The organism is Pseudomonas sp. TE6288, from assembly GCF_054062095.1.
In genome coordinates this window covers 1-19,580 of sequence record NZ_JBSSEW010000008.1, presented here as the reverse complement: position 1 = coordinate 19,580, position 19,580 = coordinate 1, and the positions used below count along the sequence as shown (strand labels likewise).

The 19,580-nt window shown below is 64.8% G+C and carries 17 protein-coding genes; 15 read left to right on the top strand and 2 right to left on the bottom strand.

What is annotated here, in order from left to right:
- The first annotated feature begins 78 nt into the window (after window positions 1–78).
- Genes ACVWY1_RS09865 through ACVWY1_RS09855 form a run of 3 tightly spaced genes read left to right on the top strand, consistent with a single transcriptional unit; the run spans window position 79 to window position 2,532 of the window.
- A complete protein-coding gene (locus ACVWY1_RS09865) occupies window positions 79–1,098 on the top strand; it encodes an aminoglycoside phosphotransferase family protein (protein ID WP_457378196.1) in 1,020 nt (339 codons plus the stop codon).
- Window positions 1,095–1,766: an N-acetylmuramate alpha-1-phosphate uridylyltransferase MurU gene (gene murU / locus ACVWY1_RS09860; protein WP_277502561.1), complete on the top strand. Its 672-nt coding sequence runs from the start codon at window positions 1,095–1,097 to the stop codon at window positions 1,764–1,766. Before ACVWY1_RS09865 ends, murU begins: the two co-directional genes overlap by 4 nt.
- Before the next feature lies 1 nt (window position 1,767).
- Window positions 1,768–2,532, top strand: a complete 765-nt coding sequence (locus ACVWY1_RS09855) for a TerB family tellurite resistance protein (RefSeq protein ID WP_277502562.1) — start codon at window positions 1,768–1,770, stop codon at window positions 2,530–2,532.
- 52 nt (window positions 2,533–2,584) lie between these two features.
- Here the strand turns inward: ACVWY1_RS09855 and ACVWY1_RS09850 are convergent, their stop codons facing one another.
- On the bottom strand, window positions 2,585–3,589 hold the full coding sequence (locus tag ACVWY1_RS09850) for an alpha/beta hydrolase family protein (RefSeq protein ID WP_139668067.1): 1,005 nt from the start codon (window positions 3,587–3,589) through the stop codon (window positions 2,585–2,587).
- Window positions 3,590–3,684: 95 nt separating this feature from the next.
- Between ACVWY1_RS09850 and ACVWY1_RS09845 the strand changes: the two genes are divergently transcribed.
- From ACVWY1_RS09845 to trpE, 9 genes are all read left to right on the top strand, one after another.
- Window positions 3,685–6,087: a PAS domain-containing sensor histidine kinase gene (locus tag ACVWY1_RS09845; RefSeq protein WP_277502563.1), complete on the top strand. Its 2,403-nt coding sequence runs from the start codon at window positions 3,685–3,687 to the stop codon at window positions 6,085–6,087.
- Window positions 6,081–6,713 carry a response regulator gene (locus tag ACVWY1_RS09840; protein ID WP_172670942.1) on the top strand — a complete coding sequence of 211 codons (633 nt, stop codon included), beginning with the start codon at window positions 6,081–6,083 and terminating at the stop codon, window positions 6,711–6,713. The genes ACVWY1_RS09845 and ACVWY1_RS09840 overlap by 7 nt, the downstream gene beginning before the upstream one ends.
- 281 nt (window positions 6,714–6,994) lie before the next feature.
- On the top strand, window positions 6,995–8,107 hold the full coding sequence (locus tag ACVWY1_RS09835; protein WP_102681938.1) for an ABC transporter ATP-binding protein: 1,113 nt from the start codon (window positions 6,995–6,997) through the stop codon (window positions 8,105–8,107).
- A gap of 40 nt (window positions 8,108–8,147) precedes the next feature.
- Complete coding sequence (locus tag ACVWY1_RS09830) at window positions 8,148–9,182, top strand: ABC transporter substrate-binding protein (RefSeq protein WP_102681939.1); 1,035 nt, start codon at window positions 8,148–8,150, stop codon at window positions 9,180–9,182.
- A 126-nt stretch (window positions 9,183–9,308) separates the two neighbouring features.
- On the top strand, window positions 9,309–10,556 hold the full coding sequence (locus tag ACVWY1_RS09825; RefSeq protein ID WP_277502565.1) for an ABC transporter permease: 1,248 nt from the start codon (window positions 9,309–9,311) through the stop codon (window positions 10,554–10,556).
- Between the two features lie 11 nt (window positions 10,557–10,567).
- A complete protein-coding gene (locus ACVWY1_RS09820; protein ID WP_457378195.1) occupies window positions 10,568–11,395 on the top strand; it encodes an ABC transporter permease in 828 nt (275 codons plus the stop codon).
- A 195-nt stretch (window positions 11,396–11,590) separates the two neighbouring features.
- Window positions 11,591–12,265, top strand: coding sequence for a ribulose-phosphate 3-epimerase (gene rpe / locus ACVWY1_RS09815; protein WP_102685224.1), 675 nt, complete (start codon window positions 11,591–11,593; stop codon window positions 12,263–12,265).
- Complete coding sequence (locus ACVWY1_RS09810; protein WP_277502566.1) at window positions 12,262–13,080, top strand: phosphoglycolate phosphatase; 819 nt, start codon at window positions 12,262–12,264, stop codon at window positions 13,078–13,080. Before rpe ends, ACVWY1_RS09810 begins: the two co-directional genes overlap by 4 nt.
- Window positions 13,081–13,150: 70 nt before the next feature.
- The gene (gene trpE, locus ACVWY1_RS09805) at window positions 13,151–14,629 is read left to right on the top strand and encodes an anthranilate synthase component I (RefSeq protein ID WP_277502567.1); all 1,479 of its coding nucleotides are present in this window, start codon (window positions 13,151–13,153) and stop codon (window positions 14,627–14,629) included.
- Between the two features lie 33 nt (window positions 14,630–14,662).
- Here the strand turns inward: trpE and estP are convergent, their stop codons facing one another.
- Window positions 14,663–16,564 (bottom strand): esterase EstP, encoded by a 1,902-nt coding sequence (gene estP / locus ACVWY1_RS09800; protein ID WP_277502568.1) that lies wholly within the window; start codon window positions 16,562–16,564, stop codon window positions 14,663–14,665.
- A 373-nt stretch (window positions 16,565–16,937) separates the two neighbouring features.
- On the opposite strand from estP, the gene ACVWY1_RS09795 reads away from it, so the two are divergent.
- Genes ACVWY1_RS09795 through trpC form a run of 3 tightly spaced genes read left to right on the top strand, consistent with a single transcriptional unit; the run spans window position 16,938 to window position 19,420 of the window.
- Window positions 16,938–17,531 carry an aminodeoxychorismate/anthranilate synthase component II gene (locus ACVWY1_RS09795; protein WP_046857364.1) on the top strand — a complete coding sequence of 198 codons (594 nt, stop codon included), beginning with the start codon at window positions 16,938–16,940 and terminating at the stop codon, window positions 17,529–17,531.
- Window positions 17,532–17,540: 9 nt separating this feature from the next.
- Window positions 17,541–18,590 carry an anthranilate phosphoribosyltransferase gene (gene trpD / locus ACVWY1_RS09790; protein WP_102685216.1) on the top strand — a complete coding sequence of 350 codons (1,050 nt, stop codon included), beginning with the start codon at window positions 17,541–17,543 and terminating at the stop codon, window positions 18,588–18,590.
- Window positions 18,587–19,420 (top strand): indole-3-glycerol phosphate synthase TrpC, encoded by an 834-nt coding sequence (gene trpC, locus ACVWY1_RS09785; RefSeq protein WP_198753816.1) that lies wholly within the window; start codon window positions 18,587–18,589, stop codon window positions 19,418–19,420. The genes trpD and trpC overlap by 4 nt, the downstream gene beginning before the upstream one ends.
- Window positions 19,421–19,580 lie beyond the last annotated feature (160 nt).

Below are 19,580 nucleotides of genomic sequence, written 5' to 3'. Positions count from 1 at the left end.
CTCTCGATGGTCTGAAAAAGATGCTGGATAATAAAGCATGACCCGCTTGACGGCTAGGGCCGTCGGAGAACCCTTGTAATGCCCGATCACGATGTACGCCTGCAACAACTGACCGCCTGGCTTGCCGGGCAGCTGGAGAACCTCTTCCGTACCAATGCCTGGGGCGAAGTGCCCGCCGGCAGCCTGACCGCCGCCAGCAGCGATGCGAGTTTCCGCCGCTACTTCCGCTGGGAGGGCGCCGGGCACAGCTTCGTGATCATGGATGCGCCGCCGCCCCAGGAGAACTGCCGCCCGTTCGTCGACATCGACCATTTGCTGGCCACGGCGGGCGTGCACGTGCCGGTCATCCATGCCCAGGACCTGGAGCGCGGTTTCCTGCTGCTGGGGGATCTGGGCCGGCAGACATACCTGGACATCATTGATCAGGGCAATGCCGATGCCCTGTTCGCCGACGCCATCGATGCGCTGCTGGCGTTCCAGCGCTTGCCGATGGACGCGCCACTGCCCAGCTACGATGTCGCCCTGCTGCGCCGTGAGGTCGAACTGTTCCCCGAGTGGTACGTGGGCCGCGCGCTTGGCCTGAGCTTCAGCGACGCGCAGCAGGCCACCTGGCAACGGGTCAGCCAGTTGCTGATCGACAGTGCCCTGGCCCAGCCCAAGGTGCTGGTGCACCGCGACTACATGCCGCGCAACCTGATGCACAGTACGCCAAACCCAGGCGTGCTGGATTTCCAGGATGCGGTCTATGGTCCGGTCACCTACGACATCACCTGCCTGTTCAAGGACGCCTTCCTCAGCTGGCCCCAGGCCCGCGTCGAGGGCTGGCTGCGTGATTACTGGCACAAGGCGCAGGCCGCCGGGATTCCGGTACAGGGGGACTTCGATGCCTTCCAGCGAGCCAGCGACCTGATGGGGGTGCAACGCCATCTCAAGGTGATCGGTATCTTCGCGCGCATCTGCCACCGCGACGGCAAGCCACGCTATCTGGCCGACGTGCCGCGGTTCTTTGCTTATATAGATGAAGTGATCAGCCGCCGGCCTGAGTTGGCCGAGCTGGGCCAGCTGATTGCCGAACTGCATGCCGGGGCGCGTTCATGAAGGCGATGATCCTGGCGGCAGGCAAGGGCGAGCGCATGCGCCCGCTGACCCTGCACACGCCCAAGCCGCTGGTGCGAGCCGCCGGCAAGCCGTTGATCGAGTACCACCTAGAGGCCCTGGCCCGTGCCGGTATTCGCGAGGTGGTCATCAACCATGCGTGGCTTGGCCAGCAGATCGAGGATCACCTGGGCGATGGCAGCCGCTTCGGCCTGGTGATCAGCTATTCGCCGGAGGGCGAGCCGCTGGAGACCGGTGGTGGGATCTTCAAGGCGCTGCCGCTGCTGGGTGATGCACCGTTCATCCTGGTCAATGGCGATGTCTGGACCGACTACGACTTCGCCGGCCTGAATGCACCGTTGCACGGCCTGGCGCATCTGGTGCTGGTGGACAACCCCGGCCACCACGGCCGTGGCGACTTCCGCCTGGCGGACGGGCAGGTGAGCGATGGCGATGACGCCCCGGGAACGCTGACTTTCAGTGGTATCTCGGTGCTGGACCCGGCGCTGTTCGCAGGTTGCCAGCCCGGTGCATTCAAATTGGCTCCTCTGTTGCGCAGCGCCATGGCCGAAGGGCGGGTGAGCGGCGAGCACTATGGCGGGCACTGGATCGATGTCGGCACCCTCGAGCGTCTGGCCGATGTCGAGCGCCTGATCGGGGAGCGTGCCTGATATGTGGTGGCCGAGCACAGTGATTGGTGCCGGTGCCGGTTTCGCCGTGGCCAGCATCCCAGGTGCGTTGCTGGGGGCGCTGCTGGGCCAGGCCATGGATCGGCGCCTGCGGCTGCAGGGTTGGGAGGACGCGCGCGAGCGCCTGGGCGGGCGCCCGGCACTGCGTGACGAAGAGTTGTTGTTCGTTCTGCTCGGGCGGCTGGCCAAGAGCGATGGCCGGGTGGGTGAAGGGCATATCCAGCAGGCGCGGCAGGAAATGACCCGGCTGGACCTGGCGGAGCCAGCGCGGATGCGTGCGATAGCCGCGTTCAACCGGGGCAAGTCGGGCAAGGAGCGCCTGGGGCACTACCTGCGCCGCATAAAGATGCAGCCCCACGGCGCCGAAGGCACCTTGCGTGCCTGTTGGCGCATGGTCTGGGCCGACGGCAAGGCCGGGCGCCAGGAGCGTGACCTGTTGCTCGGCTGGGGGCAGCAGTTGGGGCTCAGTCGCAACCAGGTGCAGGCCTTGTCGCTAGATTATGAGCCGCGACGTTCTTCGATCGAAGGCGGCGTCATGACCTATGCGGCGGCGCTGAGATTGCTGGGGGTAGAGCCGGATACCGAGGCCGACAAGGTCAAACAGGCCTATCGGCGCCTGCTCAGCCGGCACCATCCGGACAAGCTGGTGGGCAGTGGCGCCAGCGAAGCGAAGGTGCGCGAGGCGACCGAGCTTACCCGTGAGTTGCATCAGGCCTATGCCATGATCCGCAAGCGGCGGGGGCTGTAGGTACACCGGCGGGCAAGCCCGCTCCTGCCGAGGCGGGCAGGAGCGGCTGTTGTTACTCTTCCTTCGGCGTCAACCAGCCGCGCACCCGGCGCAACAGTTGCTCCTGTTCCGCCGCTTTGTTGCCAGGTATGGCCATCAGCGACACCTGGCGATACTGGCTGCCCTTTTGCCGCTTGCTGGCCTGCAGGCGCTGCTGGGCCGCCAGCCGATCTGCTGTGCGGGTGACGTAGTAGAGGTCGGCGGTTGGTACCTTCAGCGTCGGGGTCAGGCTCAGCAGGTCATGCTCAACCCGCGCGGGTGTCTGCGCGGCGACCATTACCAGTTTCTGTACCTGGGGCGGCTGCTTCTCGCTGAGATAACGTGCGGCCCAGTACGCGCCACTGCCGTTGCCCAGCAACACGATGCTGCGCGCTTTCTCCTGCTGGGCATAGGCCACGGCGGCGTCGAGGCGGGCAAAGATGCGCTCGGCATCTTCCTCGCTGGTGTGTTCGTCGGCTTCGACCGCGTCGGTGCTTTCGGCGGTATCCGCTTCCGGCGCGGTCGCCTGGGCAACGTTGGCGTTGGCATCGGCGGGCGTGTCCTTGGCTGGAGCCGACTCGCCGTCTTGTTTTTTCGGTTCGACTGCGGGCTTGGCCTCGACCCGCGCCTGTGGGCGCTCGGCCAGCAGGTCGGGCATGCTCAGGCTCAGGGTGCTCCAGCCGACATCGGGGAAACCTCGACGCAGCGGGCCGACGGTGGTGGGCCAGTCGGCACTTTCGCCCGCGCCCGGGACAATGATCACCGCGCCTTGCGGATCGCTGTCGTTGGCAGGCTTCCACAGCGCCAGGAAGTTTTCACCATTGGCCTGCAAGGTCTGCTGTTCGGCCTTGGGTACCTGGCGCTCGAGGGCCATGGCATCGTCCTGGCTGCGCTCGAGCAGCGGTGGGCGCGGAGCGGGAGCGGACGCGGCCGCCTCGGCGGGCGCTTCGGGTTTCTCGGCGTCGTCGGCTTGAGCCGCGAACGGCAGGGCCGAAGCCAGGCAGAACATTGCCAGCGTCGTGCGATAAAGTGTGAACATCGATCAATCCAAGGCCAGAATCATACCGGCAGCCTAATGGTATTTGCCCGCGACGGCCACGCCAGGTGGCCGTCATTGCCAAGACGAGCGTAGAGATGAAGCGAGTGCGTTGCCTGTGGGTTATCGGCTGGTTGTGTCTACCCTTGATCGCCCTGGCCAAGCCGCAGGCGCCGCCTGCCGTGATGCTGGATCCAGCCCAGCAGCAATGGTTGGACGAACACCGCGGCTTGCGCGTCGGCCTGGTACTGCAGGCGCCCTATGCCCAGTTCGACCGGCGCCTGCAGCAATTCTACGGGGCCAACGTCGAACTGGTCGGCGCCTTGTCCCAGGCGTTGGGCCTGGATTTGACCTGGCGCGGCTTTGCCGACCAGGCCGCCCTTGAGCATGCCTTGCAGGCGGGCGAGATCGATTTCGCTCCAGGCCTTATGCAAACGCCGACCAGCCTGCGGCTGTGGTTGTTCAGTGACCCTTACATGCGTGTGCCGCAATTGGTGGTAGGCATGCGCAGCGGCGCGGTAGCCGTGGAACTGGAAAAACTGAACGCCAATGACCGCGTGGCGGTACGCATGCCCGGTACCTTGGTGGATTACCTGCGCGGCAACTACGGCAATCTGAACCTGCAGGGTGTACCCGACGAGCGCGAGGCCCTGCAGTTGGTGTTGGGTGGGCAGGCCAGCTTCGCCGTGCTGGACGAGGCGCAGCTTAGCCGGCTGTCGCGCGAAGGCGAGTTTGCCGACCTCGCGGTGGTGGGTGATATCGGTCTGCCGCAGTTGCTGCGGGTCGGCTCACGGCGCGATTGGCCAGTGCTGGCTGATATTCTCGAGCGTGCCTTGCAGGCCCTGCCGGCCAAGACCCTGGAGCAGATGCACCAGCGTTGGTTGCAGCCCAGGTATCCCCGGTTTTCCGAGTCCGCCGGGTTCTGGCAGAACCTGGCCTTGCTGTTCGGCCTGCTGCTGCTGTGCGCCTTGGCGACCCTGGCCTGGCAGCGTCGTCAGCAGCGCGGCCTGGAGCGCGGGTTGCTGGCGGCCCGGGAGAGCCTGGTCGAGCGCCAGGTGCGTGAGGAGGCTTTGCGCCTGAGTCAGTTTTCCATCGACCAGAGCACGGTGGGCATCCTCTGGGTCAACTGGGACAGCCATGTGCGCTACGCCAACCATGCCGCCGAGCGCATGCTGGGCTTTGCCGAGGGGGCGCTGCTGGAGCTGCCGCTGGTCGTTATCGAGCCGAACCTGAAGATGGATCGCTGGCTGGAACTGTGGAAGCGTGCCCGTACCGGGGATGGCGGCGAGCAGCAATTCGAAAGCCAGTGTCGGCGCGCCGACGGCAGCCTGTTCCCGGTCGAGTTGTCGCTGTCGTTCCTGCGTTTTCGCGATGCCGAGTACCTGGTGGTGTTCCTCGCCGACGTCACCGAGCGCCGGCGCGACCTGGCCGCGCTGCGCGAAAGCGAGGCGCGGCTCAAGGGGATCGCTGGCAACGTGCCGGGGCTGGTGTTTCGCCTGGAGCGCGATCCGGCCGAAGGCGACCCGGAGTTTCCCTATATCAGCGAAGGCAGCGAGGCGCTGGTCGGTTACACCCCGGCGGCGATCCAGCACCCGCAGATGGGGCTGCGCAACCTGGTCCACCCGGAGGATCGCGCCGATTACCATCGGGTCCAGGACCTGGCCTTGGCCAGCGATCAGGACTGGTCCTGGCAGGGGCGTATCCTCACCCGCCAGGGCGAGCAGCGCTGGGCCGACATCAAGGCGACCACCCGCCGCCTGGCCGATGGGCGCATGGTGTGGGACGGCGTGGTCTGGGACATCACCCAGGGCAAGCAGGCCGAGCTGGCGTTGGCCGGGTCCCAGGAGCAATTGCGCGAGTTGTCGGCGCACCTGGAAAGCGTGCGCGAAGAGGAGAAGGCGCGGATTGCCCGCGAAGTGCACGACGAACTGGGGCAGATGCTCACGGTGCTCAAGCTTGAAGTGTCGATGTGCGAGCTGGCGTTCGCCAAGCTGGATCCCGCCCTCAACGAGCGCCTGGCCAGCATGAAGCGCCTGATCGCCCAGTTGTTCCAGCTGGTACGCGACGTGGCCACGGCCCTGCGCCCGCCGATCCTCGACGCCGGCATTGCCTCGGCCATCGAGTGGCAGGCGCGGCGTTTCGAGGCGCGCACGCAGATCCCCTGCCTGGTGCAGGTACCGGACAATCTGCCACCCTTGAGCGATGCCAAGGCCATCGGCCTGTTCCGTATCCTGCAAGAGGCGCTGACCAACGTCATGCGCCATGCCCAGGCGCACACGGTGCAGATCGAGCTGGTTCACGAGGCCGGGCAGTTGCGCATGACCGTGATCGACGACGGCGTGGGGTTTGCCATGGAGGCGGCGCGGCCGACTTCGTTCGGCCTGGTGGGTGTGCGTGAGCGGGTGTTGATGCACGGTGGCAGCATGAACCTGGACAGCGAGCCGGGCGAGGGCACCAGCCTGAGCGTGGCGATTCCTTTGAAGCAGGAGAAACAATCGTGATTCGAGTGCTGGTGGCGGAAGACCACACCATCGTCCGGGAAGGCATCAAGCAATTGATCGGCCTGGCCAAGGACATGCAGGTGGCGGGCGAGGCGGGCAATGGCGAGCAGTTGCTGGAGACCCTGCGCCACACGCCCTGCGAGGTGGTGCTGCTGGATATCTCCATGCCTGGGGTGAATGGCCTGGAGGCGATCCCGCGGATCCGTGCGCTGAACAATCCGCCGGCGATCCTGATGCTGTCGATGCATGACGAGGCGCAGATGGCGGCGCGGGCGCTCAAGGCCGGTGCGGCGGGCTATGCGACCAAGGATAGCGACCCGGCGCTGTTGCTCACGGCTATCCGCCGGGTGGCGGGGGGAGGGCGCTACATCGACCCGGCCCTGGCCGACCGCATGGTGTTCGAGGTGGGCCTGACCGAAACCCGGCCGCTGCACACGCTGCTGTCGGAGCGCGAATTCTCGGTGTTCGAGCGCCTGGCCCAGGGCGCCAACGTCAACGACATCGCCCTGCAGCTGGCGCTGTCGAGCAAGACCATCAGCACCCACAAGGCGCGGCTGATGCAGAAGCTCAAGGTCAACTCGTTGGCGGAGCTGGTGAAATACGCCATGGAGCACAAGTTGGTGTGAGTGTTCTGGTTACGACAATGGCTTTTACGCGATCTCACCGTAGGAGCGGCTTTAGCCGCGATGCAAGCGCCGCTGTCTCCGACACCCGCTTCGCGGGTGCTCGCGGCTAAAGCCGCTCCTGCAAAGCTCGAGTTACCTGAAAACGCCATCCTTGTAGGGCGATCCCTACAACAAGTCTTCCATCCGGATGATGGCATTCTCTCAGCGCCCCCGATTTCCGGGGCTTTGCGCGTCTTCTACGCTTTTGCCAACGCAGTCATTCCAACAAGAAGGTGCAGGGCATGAGCGAGGCGAATTCGAACGAGACGCTGGTCAGCTTCCGAGGTGTGCAGAAGAGCTACGACGGCGAATCGCTGATCGTCAAGGACCTCAATCTGGACATCCGCAAGGGCGAGTTCCTGACCCTGCTCGGCCCTTCCGGTTCGGGCAAGACCACCAGCCTGATGATGCTGGCAGGCTTCGAGACCCCCACCGCCGGTGAGATCCAGCTGGCCGGGCGCTCAATCAACAATGTGCCGCCGCACAAGCGCGATATCGGCATGGTGTTCCAGAACTACGCACTGTTCCCGCACATGACCGTGGCCGAGAACCTGGCCTTCCCGTTGACCGTGCGCAACCTCAGCAAGACCGACGTCAGCGAGCGGGTCAAGCGCGTGCTCGGCATGGTCCAGCTGGATGCCTTCGCCAAGCGCTATCCCGGCCAGCTTTCCGGTGGCCAGCAGCAGCGCGTGGCACTGGCCCGTGCCCTGGTGTTCGAGCCACAGCTGGTGCTGATGGACGAGCCGCTCGGCGCCCTCGACAAACAGTTGCGTGAACACATGCAGATGGAGATCAAGCATATCCACCAGCGCCTGGGCGTGACCGTGGTCTACGTGACCCACGACCAGGGCGAGGCGCTGACCATGTCCGACCGGGTGGCGGTGTTCCACCAGGGCGAGATCCAGCAGATCGCCGACCCGCGCACCCTCTACGAAGAGCCTTGCAACACCTTCGTCGCCAACTTCATCGGTGAGAACAACCGCATCAACGGCACCCTGCTGGCCAGTGACGGCAGCCGTTGCCAGGTGCAACTGGCCCGTGGCGAGCGGGTCGATGCGCTGGCGGTCAACGTTGGCCAGGCCGGTGACCCGGTGACGCTGTCGATCCGCCCCGAGCGGGTACGCCTGAACGGCCACAGCGAGAACTGCGTCAACCGCTTCTCCGGTCGTGTCGCCGAGTTCATCTACCTGGGCGACCACGTGCGGGTACGCCTGGAGGTCTGTGGCAAGGCCGATTTCTTCGTCAAGCAGCCAATCGCCGAGCTCGACCCGGCCCTGGCTGTGGGCGACGTGGTACCGCTGGGCTGGGAGGTGGAGCACGCCCGCGCGCTCGATCCGATTGCCGACGCCCATTGATGGTTTGCTTCACCAACCCTGAACTGTGGAGAGAATAATAATGCGCAAGCAGTTGAAACTGACCGCCCTGGCCCTTGGCCTGTTCGCCGCCGGCCAGGCCATGGCGGCCGACCTGACCGTAATTTCCTTCGGCGGCGCCAACAAGGCGGCCCAGACCAAGGCGTTCTACGAACCATGGGAAAAGGCGGGCAAGGGCAAGATCGTCGCCGGTGAGTACAACGGCGAGATGGCCAAGGTCAAAGCCATGGTCGACACCAAGAGCGTCAGTTGGAACCTGGTCGAGGTGGAGTCGCCGGAGTTGGCCCGAGGTTGCGATGAAGGCATGTTCGAAGAGCTTGATCCCGCACTGTTCGGTAATGAAGGCGACTTCGTGCCCGGCGCCATTCAGCCGTGCGGCGTCGGCTTCTTCGTCTGGTCCACGGTGCTGGCCTACAACGCCGACAAACTCAAGAGCGCGCCTGCCAGTTGGGCCGACTTCTGGGACACCAAGAAATTCCCGGGCAAGCGTGGCCTGCGCAAGGGCGCCAAGTACACCCTCGAATTCGCCCTGATGGCTGACGGCGTCGCACCCAAAGAGGTGTACAAGGTGCTGGCCACCAAAGAAGGCCAGGACCGCGCCTTCAAGAAGCTCGACGAACTCAAGCCGAGCATCCAGTGGTGGGAAGCCGGTGCCCAGCCGCCGCAGTACCTGGCCTCGGGTGACGTGGTCATGAGCTCGGCCTACAACGGTCGTATCGCCGCGGTGCAGAAGGAAAGCAACCTCAAGGTGGTGTGGAACGGCGGCATCTACGACTTCGATGCCTGGGCCATCCCGAAAGGTGCCAAGGATGTGGAAGAGGCGAAGAAATTCATCGCCTACACCGTCCAGCCCGAGCAGCAGAAGACCTACTCCGAGAACATCGCCTATGGCCCGGCCAACAGCAAGGCGGTGGAGCTGCTGTCGGCCGAGGTGAAGAAGGACATGCCGACCACCCCTGAGAACATCGCCAACCAGGTGCAGATCGACGTGGCCTTCTGGGCCGACAACAGCGAACAACTGGAGCAACGCTTCAACGCCTGGGCGGCGAAGAAGTAAACCATCTGGAGCCTTCATCGCCGGCAAGCCGGCTCCCATAAAACCTGTGCAGTACTTGTGGGAGCCGGCTTGCCGGCGATGGGCTGCGCAGCAGCCCCAATTTCAGCCTGTATCGCGGAGTTCGCCATGGCCATTGCAGTGCCCCTCAACGAAGGCGCGGGTAAAAGCCTCAAGCAGCGCCTCAAGCATGCCGAGCGGGTCAACCGCTGGAAGGCCCAGGCGTTGATCGCGCCGCTGGCGTTGTTCCTCCTGCTGGTGTTCCTGGTGCCGATCGCGGCACTGCTGTACAAAAGCGTCGGCAACCCCGAGGTGGTCGCCGGCCTGCCGCGCACCGTCGAGGCAGTGACGCAGTGGGACGGCAAGAGCCTGCCGGGCGAGGAGGTCTACAAGGCCCTGAGCCAAGACCTTGCCGAGTCTCGCAAGAACCAGACCCTGGGTGACCTTTCCAAGCGCCTGAACATGGAGCTGGCCGGTTACCGCAGCCTGTTGGCCAAGACTGCGCGGGCGCTGCCGTTCAAGGCCGAGCCTGCCTCCTACAAAGAAGCCTTGCAGACGCTCGACGAGCGCTGGGGCGATCCTGCCTACTGGCAGGCGATCCGTCGCAACACCAGCAGTGTCACGCCGTTCTACCTGCTGGCCGCGCTGGACCACCGTATCGACGACCTGGGCGAGTTGGCCAAGGCCACCCCCGACCAGGCCATCTACCTGGACATCTTCGCTCGCACCCTGTGGATGGGTGTGGTGATCACCGTGATCTGTCTGTTGCTGGCCTATCCCCTGGCGTACCTGCTGGCCAACCTGCCGACCCGGCAGAGCAACCTGCTGATGATCCTGGTGCTGCTGCCGTTCTGGACCTCCATCCTGGTGCGGGTGGCGGCCTGGATCGTGCTGTTGCAGTCAGGCGGGCTGATCAACAGTGCGCTGATGGCCATGGGCATCATCGACCAGCCGCTGGAGCTGGTGTTCAACCGTACCGGCGTGTACATCTCCATGGTGCACATCCTGTTGCCGTTCATGATCCTGCCGCTTTACAGCGTGATGAAAGGTATCTCGCCCAGCTACATGCGCGCGGCGATCTCCCTCGGCTGCCATCCGTTCGCCAGTTTCTGGCGGGTGTACTTCCCGCAGACCTACGCCGGTGTCGGCGCCGGCTGCCTGCTGGTGTTCATCCTGGCCATCGGCTACTACATCACCCCGGCGCTGCTGGGCAGCCCGAACGACCAGATGGTCAGCTACTTCGTCGCCTTCTACACCAACACCAGCATCAACTGGGGCATGGCCACCGCCCTGGGCGGATTGCTGCTGCTGGCCACCGTGCTGCTGTACCTGATCTATAGCTGGCTGGTCGGCGCCAGCCGCCTGCGCCTGAGCTGAGGAGCCTTGTCATGCTGAGCCCTTACATGTCGCCCGTGGAGCGGGTGTGGTTCTACAGCCTGCGCATCCTGTGCGGCCTGATCCTGCTGTTCCTGGTGCTGCCGGTGCTGGTGATCATCCCGCTTTCGTTCAACAGCGGGAGCTTCCTGGTCTATCCGCTGCAAGGCTTTTCGTTGCACTGGTACCAGGACTTCTTCGCCTCCGCCGAATGGATGCGCGCCCTGAAGAACAGCATCATCGTTGCCCCCGCAGCCACGCTGCTGGCCATGGTGTTCGGCACCCTTGCGGCCATCGGCCTGACCCGTGGCGACTTCCCCGGCAAGTCGCTGGTGATGGCGCTGGTAATCTCGCCGATGGTGGTGCCCGTGGTGATCATCGGCGTGGCCAGCTACCTGTTCTTCGCGCCGTTGGGCATGGGTAACAGCTTCACCTCGCTGATCCTGGTACATGCGGTGCTGGGTGTGCCGTTCGTGATCATCACCGTGTCGGCCACGCTGCAGGGGTTCAACTACAACCTGGTGCGCGCGGCGGCGAGCCTTGGGGCCTCGCCTCTGCTGGCCTTCCGTCGGGTGACCTTGCCGTTGATCGCCCCTGGGGTGATCTCCGGCGCGCTGTTCGCCTTCGCCACGTCGTTCGATGAGGTGGTGGTGACCCTGTTCCTTGCCGGGCCCGAGCAGGCGACCCTGCCACGGCAGATGTTCAGTGGCATCCGCGAAAACCTGAGCCCGACCATCGCCGCGGCGGCGACCTTGTTGATCGCCTTCTCGGTGATCCTGCTGCTGACCCTGGAGTGGTTGCGTGGGCGCAGTGAGAAACTGAGGACCCAGCAGCTAGGTTGAATCTTCGACGCGGGTGACGTGGGAGCGGGCTTGCCCCGCGATGGCATGCCGAATTCACGATCGCAATCGCGGGGCAAGCCCGCTTCCACGCCATCCGTTCGACCGTCTGCTGCGCCGGCGTTGATACCAATCAGCCCCGATCCGCTTCCCTGAGTTACAATGCGCGCCACCGTGATTCTGCCCAACAGGTGCGCCATGCAGCCCTACGCTATTGCCCCCTCCATTCTGTCCGCCGACTTCGCCCGCCTGGGCGAGGACGTCGACAAGGTCCTGGCCGCCGGGGCCGACATCGTCCACTTCGATGTCATGGACAACCACTACGTGCCCAACCTGACCATCGGCCCGATGGTCTGCAGCGCCCTGCGCAAGTACGGGGTGACCGCGCCCATCGACGTGCACCTGATGGTCAGCCCGGTCGACCGCATCATCGGCGACTTCATCGAGGCCGGCGCCACCTACATCACCTTCCACCCGGAAGCCACGCAGCACATCGACCGTTCCCTGCAACTGATCAAGGACGGCGGCTGCAAGGCCGGCCTGGTGTTCAACCCGGCTACCAGCCTGGATGCGCTGAAGTACGTGATGGACAAGATCGACATGGTCCTGTTGATGAGCGTAAACCCAGGTTTCGGCGGCCAGAAGTTCATCCCCGGCACCCTCGACAAGCTGCGCGAAGCCCGTGCCCTGATCGACGCCAGCGGTCGTGACATCCGCCTGGAGATCGACGGTGGCGTGAACGTCAACAACATCCGCGAGATCACCGCCGCCGGCGCTGACACCTTCGTCGCCGGCTCGGCGATCTTCAATGCCCCGGACTACAAGGAAGTCATCGACAAGATGCGTGCCGAAATGGCGCTGGCACGCGCATGAGCGGCTTCGAGCAGCTGTTCCCGGGGACACTGCCCAGGCTGGTGATGTTCGATCTGGATGGCACCCTGATCGATTCGGTACCTGACCTGGCCGCAGCCGTCGACCGCACGCTGCTCGAACTCGGGCGACCGCCTGCAGGCCTTGAGGCCGTGCGCCACTGGGTTGGCAACGGCGCCCAGGTGCTGGTGCGCCGGGCCCTGGCCGGCGGTATTGATCACGCCGCGGTGGACGATGCGCTGGCCGAGCAAGCGCTGGCGCTGTTCATGGAGGCCTATGCCGATAACCATGAACTCACCGTGGTCTACCCCGGCGTGCGCGACACCTTGCGCTGGCTGCGCAAGCAGGGTGTGGAGATGGCACTGATCACCAACAAGCCCGAACGCTTCGTTGCCCCTTTGCTTGACCAGATGAAGATCGGGCGCTATTTCCGCTGGATCATCGGCGGCGACACCCTGCCACAGAAGAAGCCCGACCCTGCAGCGCTGCTGTTTGTCATGAAAATGGCCGGCGTCAGCGCCGAGCAGGCGCTGTTCGTCGGCGATTCACGCAGCGACGTGCTAGCCGCCAAGGCCGCGGGGGTGCAGTGCGTCGGCCTGAGCTACGGCTACAACCATGGCCGCCCCATCGACGAGGAGTCGCCCAGCCTGGTGCTCAGCGACCTGCGCCTGCTGCTGCCCGGTTGCTTAGTCACCGACACTGGGATAACGTTGGCGGACCTTCAAGCCCCGCAAAGCAGAGACAACGACGTGGTGGTTACTGGCAAATTCTGGATGAAAGTCATCAAGGCCCTGGCCCGCTGGCGCTGGCGCGCCTGACTCCCGCCCGCCGGCGCCTGCCGGTACATCCGTTTGCCCGACCCCATTGCTGCTTGCCCCGAGGCTACACATGACCCGCGAAGAATTCCTGCGCCTGGCCGCTGCCGGCTACAACCGCATCCCCCTGGCCTGCGAAACCCTGGCTGACTTCGACACGCCGCTGTCGATCTACCTGAAACTGGCTGACCAGCCCAACTCCTACCTGCTCGAGTCCGTGCAAGGTGGCGAGAAATGGGGCCGCTACTCGATGATCGGTCTGCCGTCGCGCACCGTCATGCGTGTGCATGGCTACCATGTGAGCATCCTGCAGGATGGCGTCGAGGTGGAAAGCCACGACGTCGAAGACCCGCTGGCTTTCGTCGAGGCGTTCAAGGACCGTTACAAGGTCGCTGACATCCCAGGCTTGCCGCGTTTCAATGGTGGCCTGGTCGGTTACTTCGGCTACGACTGCGTGCGTTATGTGGAAAAACGCCTGGGCGCCAGCCCCAACCCCGATCCGCTGGGCGTGCCAGATATCCTGCTGATGGTCTCCGACGCGGTAGTGGTGTTCGACAACCTGGCCGGCAAGATGCATGCGATCGTGCTGGTTGATCCGGCCGAAGAACAAGCGTTCGAGCAGGGCCAGGCCCGCCTGCAAGGTTTGCTGGACACCCTCCGCCAGCCGATCACCCCGCGCCGCGGCCTGGACTTGAGCGGGCCACAGGCAGCCGAACCCGAGTTCCGCTCCAGCTACACCCGTGACGACTACGAAAACGCGGTGGGCCGGATCAAGGAATACATCCTGGCCGGCGACTGCATGCAGGTGGTGCCATCCCAGCGCATGTCCATCGACTTCAAGGCCGCGCCCATCGACCTTTACCGGGCGCTGCGTTGCTTCAACCCGACGCCGTACATGTACTTCTTCAATTTCGGCGACTTCCATGTGGTGGGCAGCTCGCCGGAAGTGCTGGTGCGGGTCGAAGACAACCTGGTGACCGTGCGCCCGATCGCCGGTACCCGCCCGCGTGGCGCCACCGAAGAAGCCGACCGGGCCCTGGAAGACGACCTGCTGTCGGATGACAAGGAAATCGCCGAGCACCTGATGCTCATTGACCTGGGCCGCAACGACGTGGGTCGCGTGTCCGCCACCGGCAGCGTGCGCCTGACCGAGAAGATGGTCATCGAGCGGTACTCTAACGTCATGCATATCGTGTCCAACGTCACCGGCCAGCTGCGCGAGGGGCTGACGGCCATGGACGCGCTGCGGGCGATTCTGCCGGCCGGTACCCTCTCCGGCGCGCCGAAGATCCGCGCCATGGAAATCATCGACGAGCTGGAGCCGGTCAAGCGCGGCGTCTACGGTGGCGCGGTGGGGTACTTTGCCTGGAACGGCAACATGGATACCGCCATCGCCATCCGCACTGCGGTGATCAAGGATGGCGAACTGCATGTGCAGGCCGGTGGCGGCATCGTCGCCGACTCGGTTCCGGCGCTGGAGTGGGAAGAAACCATCAACAAGCGCCGGGCGATGTTCCGCGCGGTGGCGCTGGCCGAGCAAACCTCCAAGTAGGTTGATAGGGGCCGCGGCGCGGCCCCAGACAACTCAGAAGTCCAGGCTCAACGCCACGCTCACTCCCTGCTGGCGCAACTCATCACTCTTGCGCCAGTTGTAGTTCCCCCGCAGGTTCACCCCCGGCACCAGTTCATGGCTCACCCCCAGGCTGGCCCGCGTCAGGTTGCTGTCCGGTGTATAGCCGGTGAGGGTGAAGTCGTTCGCCGGCAGGCTGGTCAGGTGCATGCGCAAGTCCTGCTGGTCATCCTCGAATTCATGCTCGCGGGCCACCTCGGCAAACAGCTTTGTCGTCGGCAGCAGTTGCACGCTACCCAGCAGGCCGGCTCCGAGCCGGCGCGACGTACGTTCCTGGTCGTCGAAACCGAGCGCCGTGGAGCGGCCGCTCTTCTCGTCGTAGCCATCGACCTTGACCCGCGCGTAGTCGGCACTGATGAACGGCGCCAGTTGCCAGTGGCTGCTCTCGGGCGCCAGGTTGTAGCCCACCCGGCCGGTGACGGCCCAGGCCTCGCCATCGGTGTCGCCTTTCTCGCTGCGGTCGTTCACACCCAGGGCGAGGGTGCGCTTGAGGTCGCGGTAATCCAGGTGACCGGCGGTCAATGCCGCATCAGCCCACCAGCGATCCTGGCGGAACTGGGCGAAGGCGCTGGCCAAGTAGCTGTCGAGCTTGTAGTCCGAATCATCCTGGCCCGCCTCGAGCTTTTGCCGGTACACACCGGCCGCCAGCCCCACGCGCCAGGCGTCGTCGAGCCGGTAGCTGCCGCCGAGGGTCAGGTTGTAGCCGCGCCCGTCACCACTGGCGGCGCTGCGCTGGCTGCCGAAATCCAGGTCCTGGCCGCCGGTGGCGACGAAGGCCTGCCATTGACCGACGGCCTGCCAGGGTGTCTGCCACTGGTTGCGCAGTTCATCCTGGTGGGCGCGGATACTGGCGTGGGCGATTTCCGGGAGCAGGGTCAGCTCCCACGGCGCGGCCAGGATCGAATAGGCATAGTCGGCGATCAGCTGCTGGCCGGCGATGGTCGGGTGTACCGAGTCGTTGAACAGCAACCGGGTCGGGTCCGGGGTCGTGCCGTTCAGCCCGTAGACCGGGTTGCCCACGCAACCGTCGCCGCTGTAGCAGGTGCCGACCAGGTTCTGGTCGGCGGCCAGGCCGAACTGGGCGGGGCTGGCGAGGGCCTCTTGCAGCAGGGTGGGAATGTTGAGCGGAATGATCTCGGCGTCGATCTGCCCGAGCTGGCTGACCAGCGACTGGTTGAACACGCTGGACAGTTGCGACAGCGGTCCTTGCTGGGGCGTGCCGCTGAAGTTCGGTGTCTGGCCCAGGTCTGGCAGCAACCAGACCATGATGTAGCGGGCTCCGCCCTGTTGCAGCGCCTGGGCGCTGGCCGCCAGGCGGGCACCTGCTGCGGCTGCGGTCGCGGGGCTGTTGACCAGGCCCTGGAGGAAGTCGTTGCCGCCACCGGTCAGGTAGTACAGGGCATTGGGGTCGGCGCGCAGGCCATTGGCCAGGTAACCGTCACGCTCGCGCAGGACCACCCCCGCGCCAGGGCGCCCGGGCGGGATGACGGCTTTCGAAGTGTCGGTGATCGAGTCGAGGATCTGCTGGGTGGTGTAGCCGCCCACGGCCCAGTTGTTGCCGTCGGGCGTGCCTTGCAGCTGGTTGCTGAGTGATGTCGATGGTCCCAGGGCAGTTCCCGAAAAGCCCAGCCTGCCCCCCAGGATCATCGGCGATACGGGCGCGTAGTTGCCATCGGCATCGCGGTTGGTGAAACGCATGCCTGGCGTGCCGCCGGTCAGGTCGGGAAACTGCCCGGCATCACTGAGGCTGTCGCCAAAGACGATGAGCGATGAATAAGGGGAGGGGCCGGCCATCGCCTGGCTGCAAGCCAGGGCGAGGATGCCGAGGGCGGAGAACAGGAAGGGAGTCTTGCGCATGCATGAATATCCTTTTCGTTGTTTTTATCGAAGCAAGCCGCATGACCTTAGCAAATCGCCGGTCTTCGCCCACCATCGCATTGGTTTCCCAGTGTTTACGGGCGTATTGCGCCCGTCGCCCCGGTAGGCTACTGTGCCCTGACGTATGAACGAGACCTACCCCGTGTTGATCGTCAGCAAACTCTTGATGCGCGTTATCAAGGCCGTCGCCCGTTGGCGTTGGCGCGCCTGACTTTATCTCTTGCCGGCATGCCCGGCCCGCTCCTGTTTGCCTTCCCTTCGCTTTAACCGCCGCTCACCGCGGAATTTTCCCGCGCCCATGGCAGCAGGGAAGGCTCGAATCAAAAGTCAGTATTCAAGAGGTTCGTTCCAGATGTTACTGATGATCGACAACTACGACTCCTTCACCTACAACGTCGTGCAGTACCTCGGCGAGCTCGGTGCCGAGGTCAAGGTCATTCGCAATGACGAAATGACCATCGCCCAGATCGAAGCCCTGAACCCCGAACGCATCGTCGTCTCCCCGGGCCCCTGCACGCCGAGCGAGGCCGGTGTGTCCATCGAGGCCATCCTGCACTTTGCCGGCAAGCTGCCGATCCTCGGCGTGTGCCTGGGCCACCAGTCCATCGGCCAGGCCTATGGCGGTGACGTGGTGCGTGCCCGCCAGGTGATGCACGGCAAGACCAGCCCGGTGTTCCACCGCGACCTGGGTGTGTTCGCTGGCCTGAACAATCCGCTCACCGTGACCCGCTACCACTCGCTGGTGGTCAAGCGCGACACGTTGCCCGACTGCCTGGAAGTGACCGCCTGGACCGCGCATGAAGACGGCTCCGTCGACGAGATCATGGGCCTGCGTCATAAAACCCTGAACGTGGAGGGGGTACAGTTCCACCCGGAATCCATCCTCACCGAGCAGGGACACGAGCTGTTCGCCAACTTCCTCAAGCAGACCGGCGGACGCCGTTAAGGACCGATCATGGAAATCAAGACCGCTTTGAGCCGCATTGTCGGCCACCTGGACCTGTCCACCGAGGAAATGCGCGACGTCATGCGCCAGATCATGACCGGCCAGTGCAGCGAGGCGCAGATCGGCGCCTTCCTCATGGGCATGCGCATGAAGAGCGAGAGCATCGACGAGATCGTCGGCGCGGTGTCGGTGATGCGTGAGCTGGCCGACAAGGTCGAGCTCAAGACCCTCGACGGCGTGGTCGACATCGTCGGCACCGGCGGCGACGGCGCCAACATCTTCAACGTGTCCACCGCCTCGGCCTTCGTGCTGGCGGCTGCGGGCTGCACGGTGGCCAAGCACGGCAACCGCGCCGTCTCCGGCAAGAGCGGCAGCGCCGACCTGCTGGAAGCTGCCGGCATCTACCTGAACCTGACTCCGGTGCAGGTGGCCCGCTGCATCGACAGCCTCGGCATCGGCTTCATGTTCGCCCAGACCCACCATACCGCGATGAAGCACGCCGCTGGCCCGCGTCGCGAACTGGGGCTGCGTACCTTGTTCAACATGCTCGGCCCGCTTACGAATCCGGCCGGTGTGAAGCACCAGGTGGTCGGCGTGTTCACCCAGGCCCTGTGCCGCCCATTGGCCGAAGTGCTGCAGCGCATGGGCAGCAAGCATGTGCTGGTGGTGCACTCCAAGGATGGCCTGGACGAGTTCAGCCTGGCTGCGCCAACCTTTGTCGCTGAACTGAAGAACGACCAGATCACCGAGTATTGGGTCGAGCCGGAAGACCTCGGCATGAAGAGCCAGAGCCTCCATGGCCTGGCGGTCGAGGGCCCGCAGGCCTCGCTGGAACTGATCCGCGATGCCCTGGGCCGGCGCAAGACCGAGAACGGCCAGAAGGCCGCCGAGATGATCGTGCTCAACGCGGGCGCGGCGCTGTATGCCGCTGATCACGCGATGACCCTGGCCCAGGGTGTAGAGCTGGCTCACGATGTCCTGCACACCGGCTTGGCCTGGGAAAAACTCCAGGAGCTGGGCGCCTTTACCGCGGTATTCAAGGTGGAGAACGAAGCATGAGTGTACCGACGGTGCTGGAAAGGATCATCGCCCGCAAGTTCCAGGAAGTGGCCGAGCGCAGCGCGCGGGTCAGCCTGGGTGAGCTCGAGCGCCTGGCCAAGGCGGCCGATGCCCCGCGTGGCTTTGCCAATGCCCTGATCGAGCAGGCCAGGCGCAAGCAGCCGGCGGTCATTGCCGAAATCAAGAAGGCTTCGCCGAGCAAGGGCGTGATCCGCGAAAACTTCGTGCCGGCGGAAATTGCCGTCAGCTATGAGAGGGGTGGCGCAACCTGCCTGTCGGTGCTGACCGACGTGGACTATTTCCAGGGCGCTGACATCTACCTGCAGCAGGCGCGTGCCGCCGTTTCGCTGCCGGTGATCCGCAAGGACTTCATGGTCGATCCTTATCAGATCGTCGAGGCCCGCGCCCTGGGTGCCGACTGCGTGCTGTTGATCGTGTCAGCGCTGGACGACGTGAAAATGGCCGAGCTGGCGGCCACGGCCAAGGACGTCGGCCTCGACGTGCTGGTCGAAGTGCATGACGGCGATGAACTGGAGCGTGCGCTGAAGACCCTCGATACACCGCTGGTCGGGGTCAACAATCGCAACCTGCATACCTTCGAGGTCAGCCTGGAGACCACCCTCGACCTGCTGCCGCGCATCCCGCGTGACCGTCTGGCGATTACCGAAAGCGGCATCCTCAACCGGGCCGATGTCGAGCTGATGGAAATCAACGAGGTGTACTCCTTCCTGGTCGGCGAGGCGTTCATGCGCGCAGAGCAGCCAGGGCTGGAGCTGCAGCGGCTGTTCTTCCCCGAGCAAGTGAAGAAGACTGTTCAGCAACTGGACTGATCGAACCGAAAGCCGGCGTTTTTGCCGGCTTTTTCATACCTGTACCGGCCTCATCGCGGGGGGGCGCCCCCCCCCCCCCCGGCGCGGTATTGGGGGGGGGGGGGGGGGGCCCCCCGGCGGCCGGGGGGTGGAAAAACAAAACAGTGGCGGGCGGCGGTGA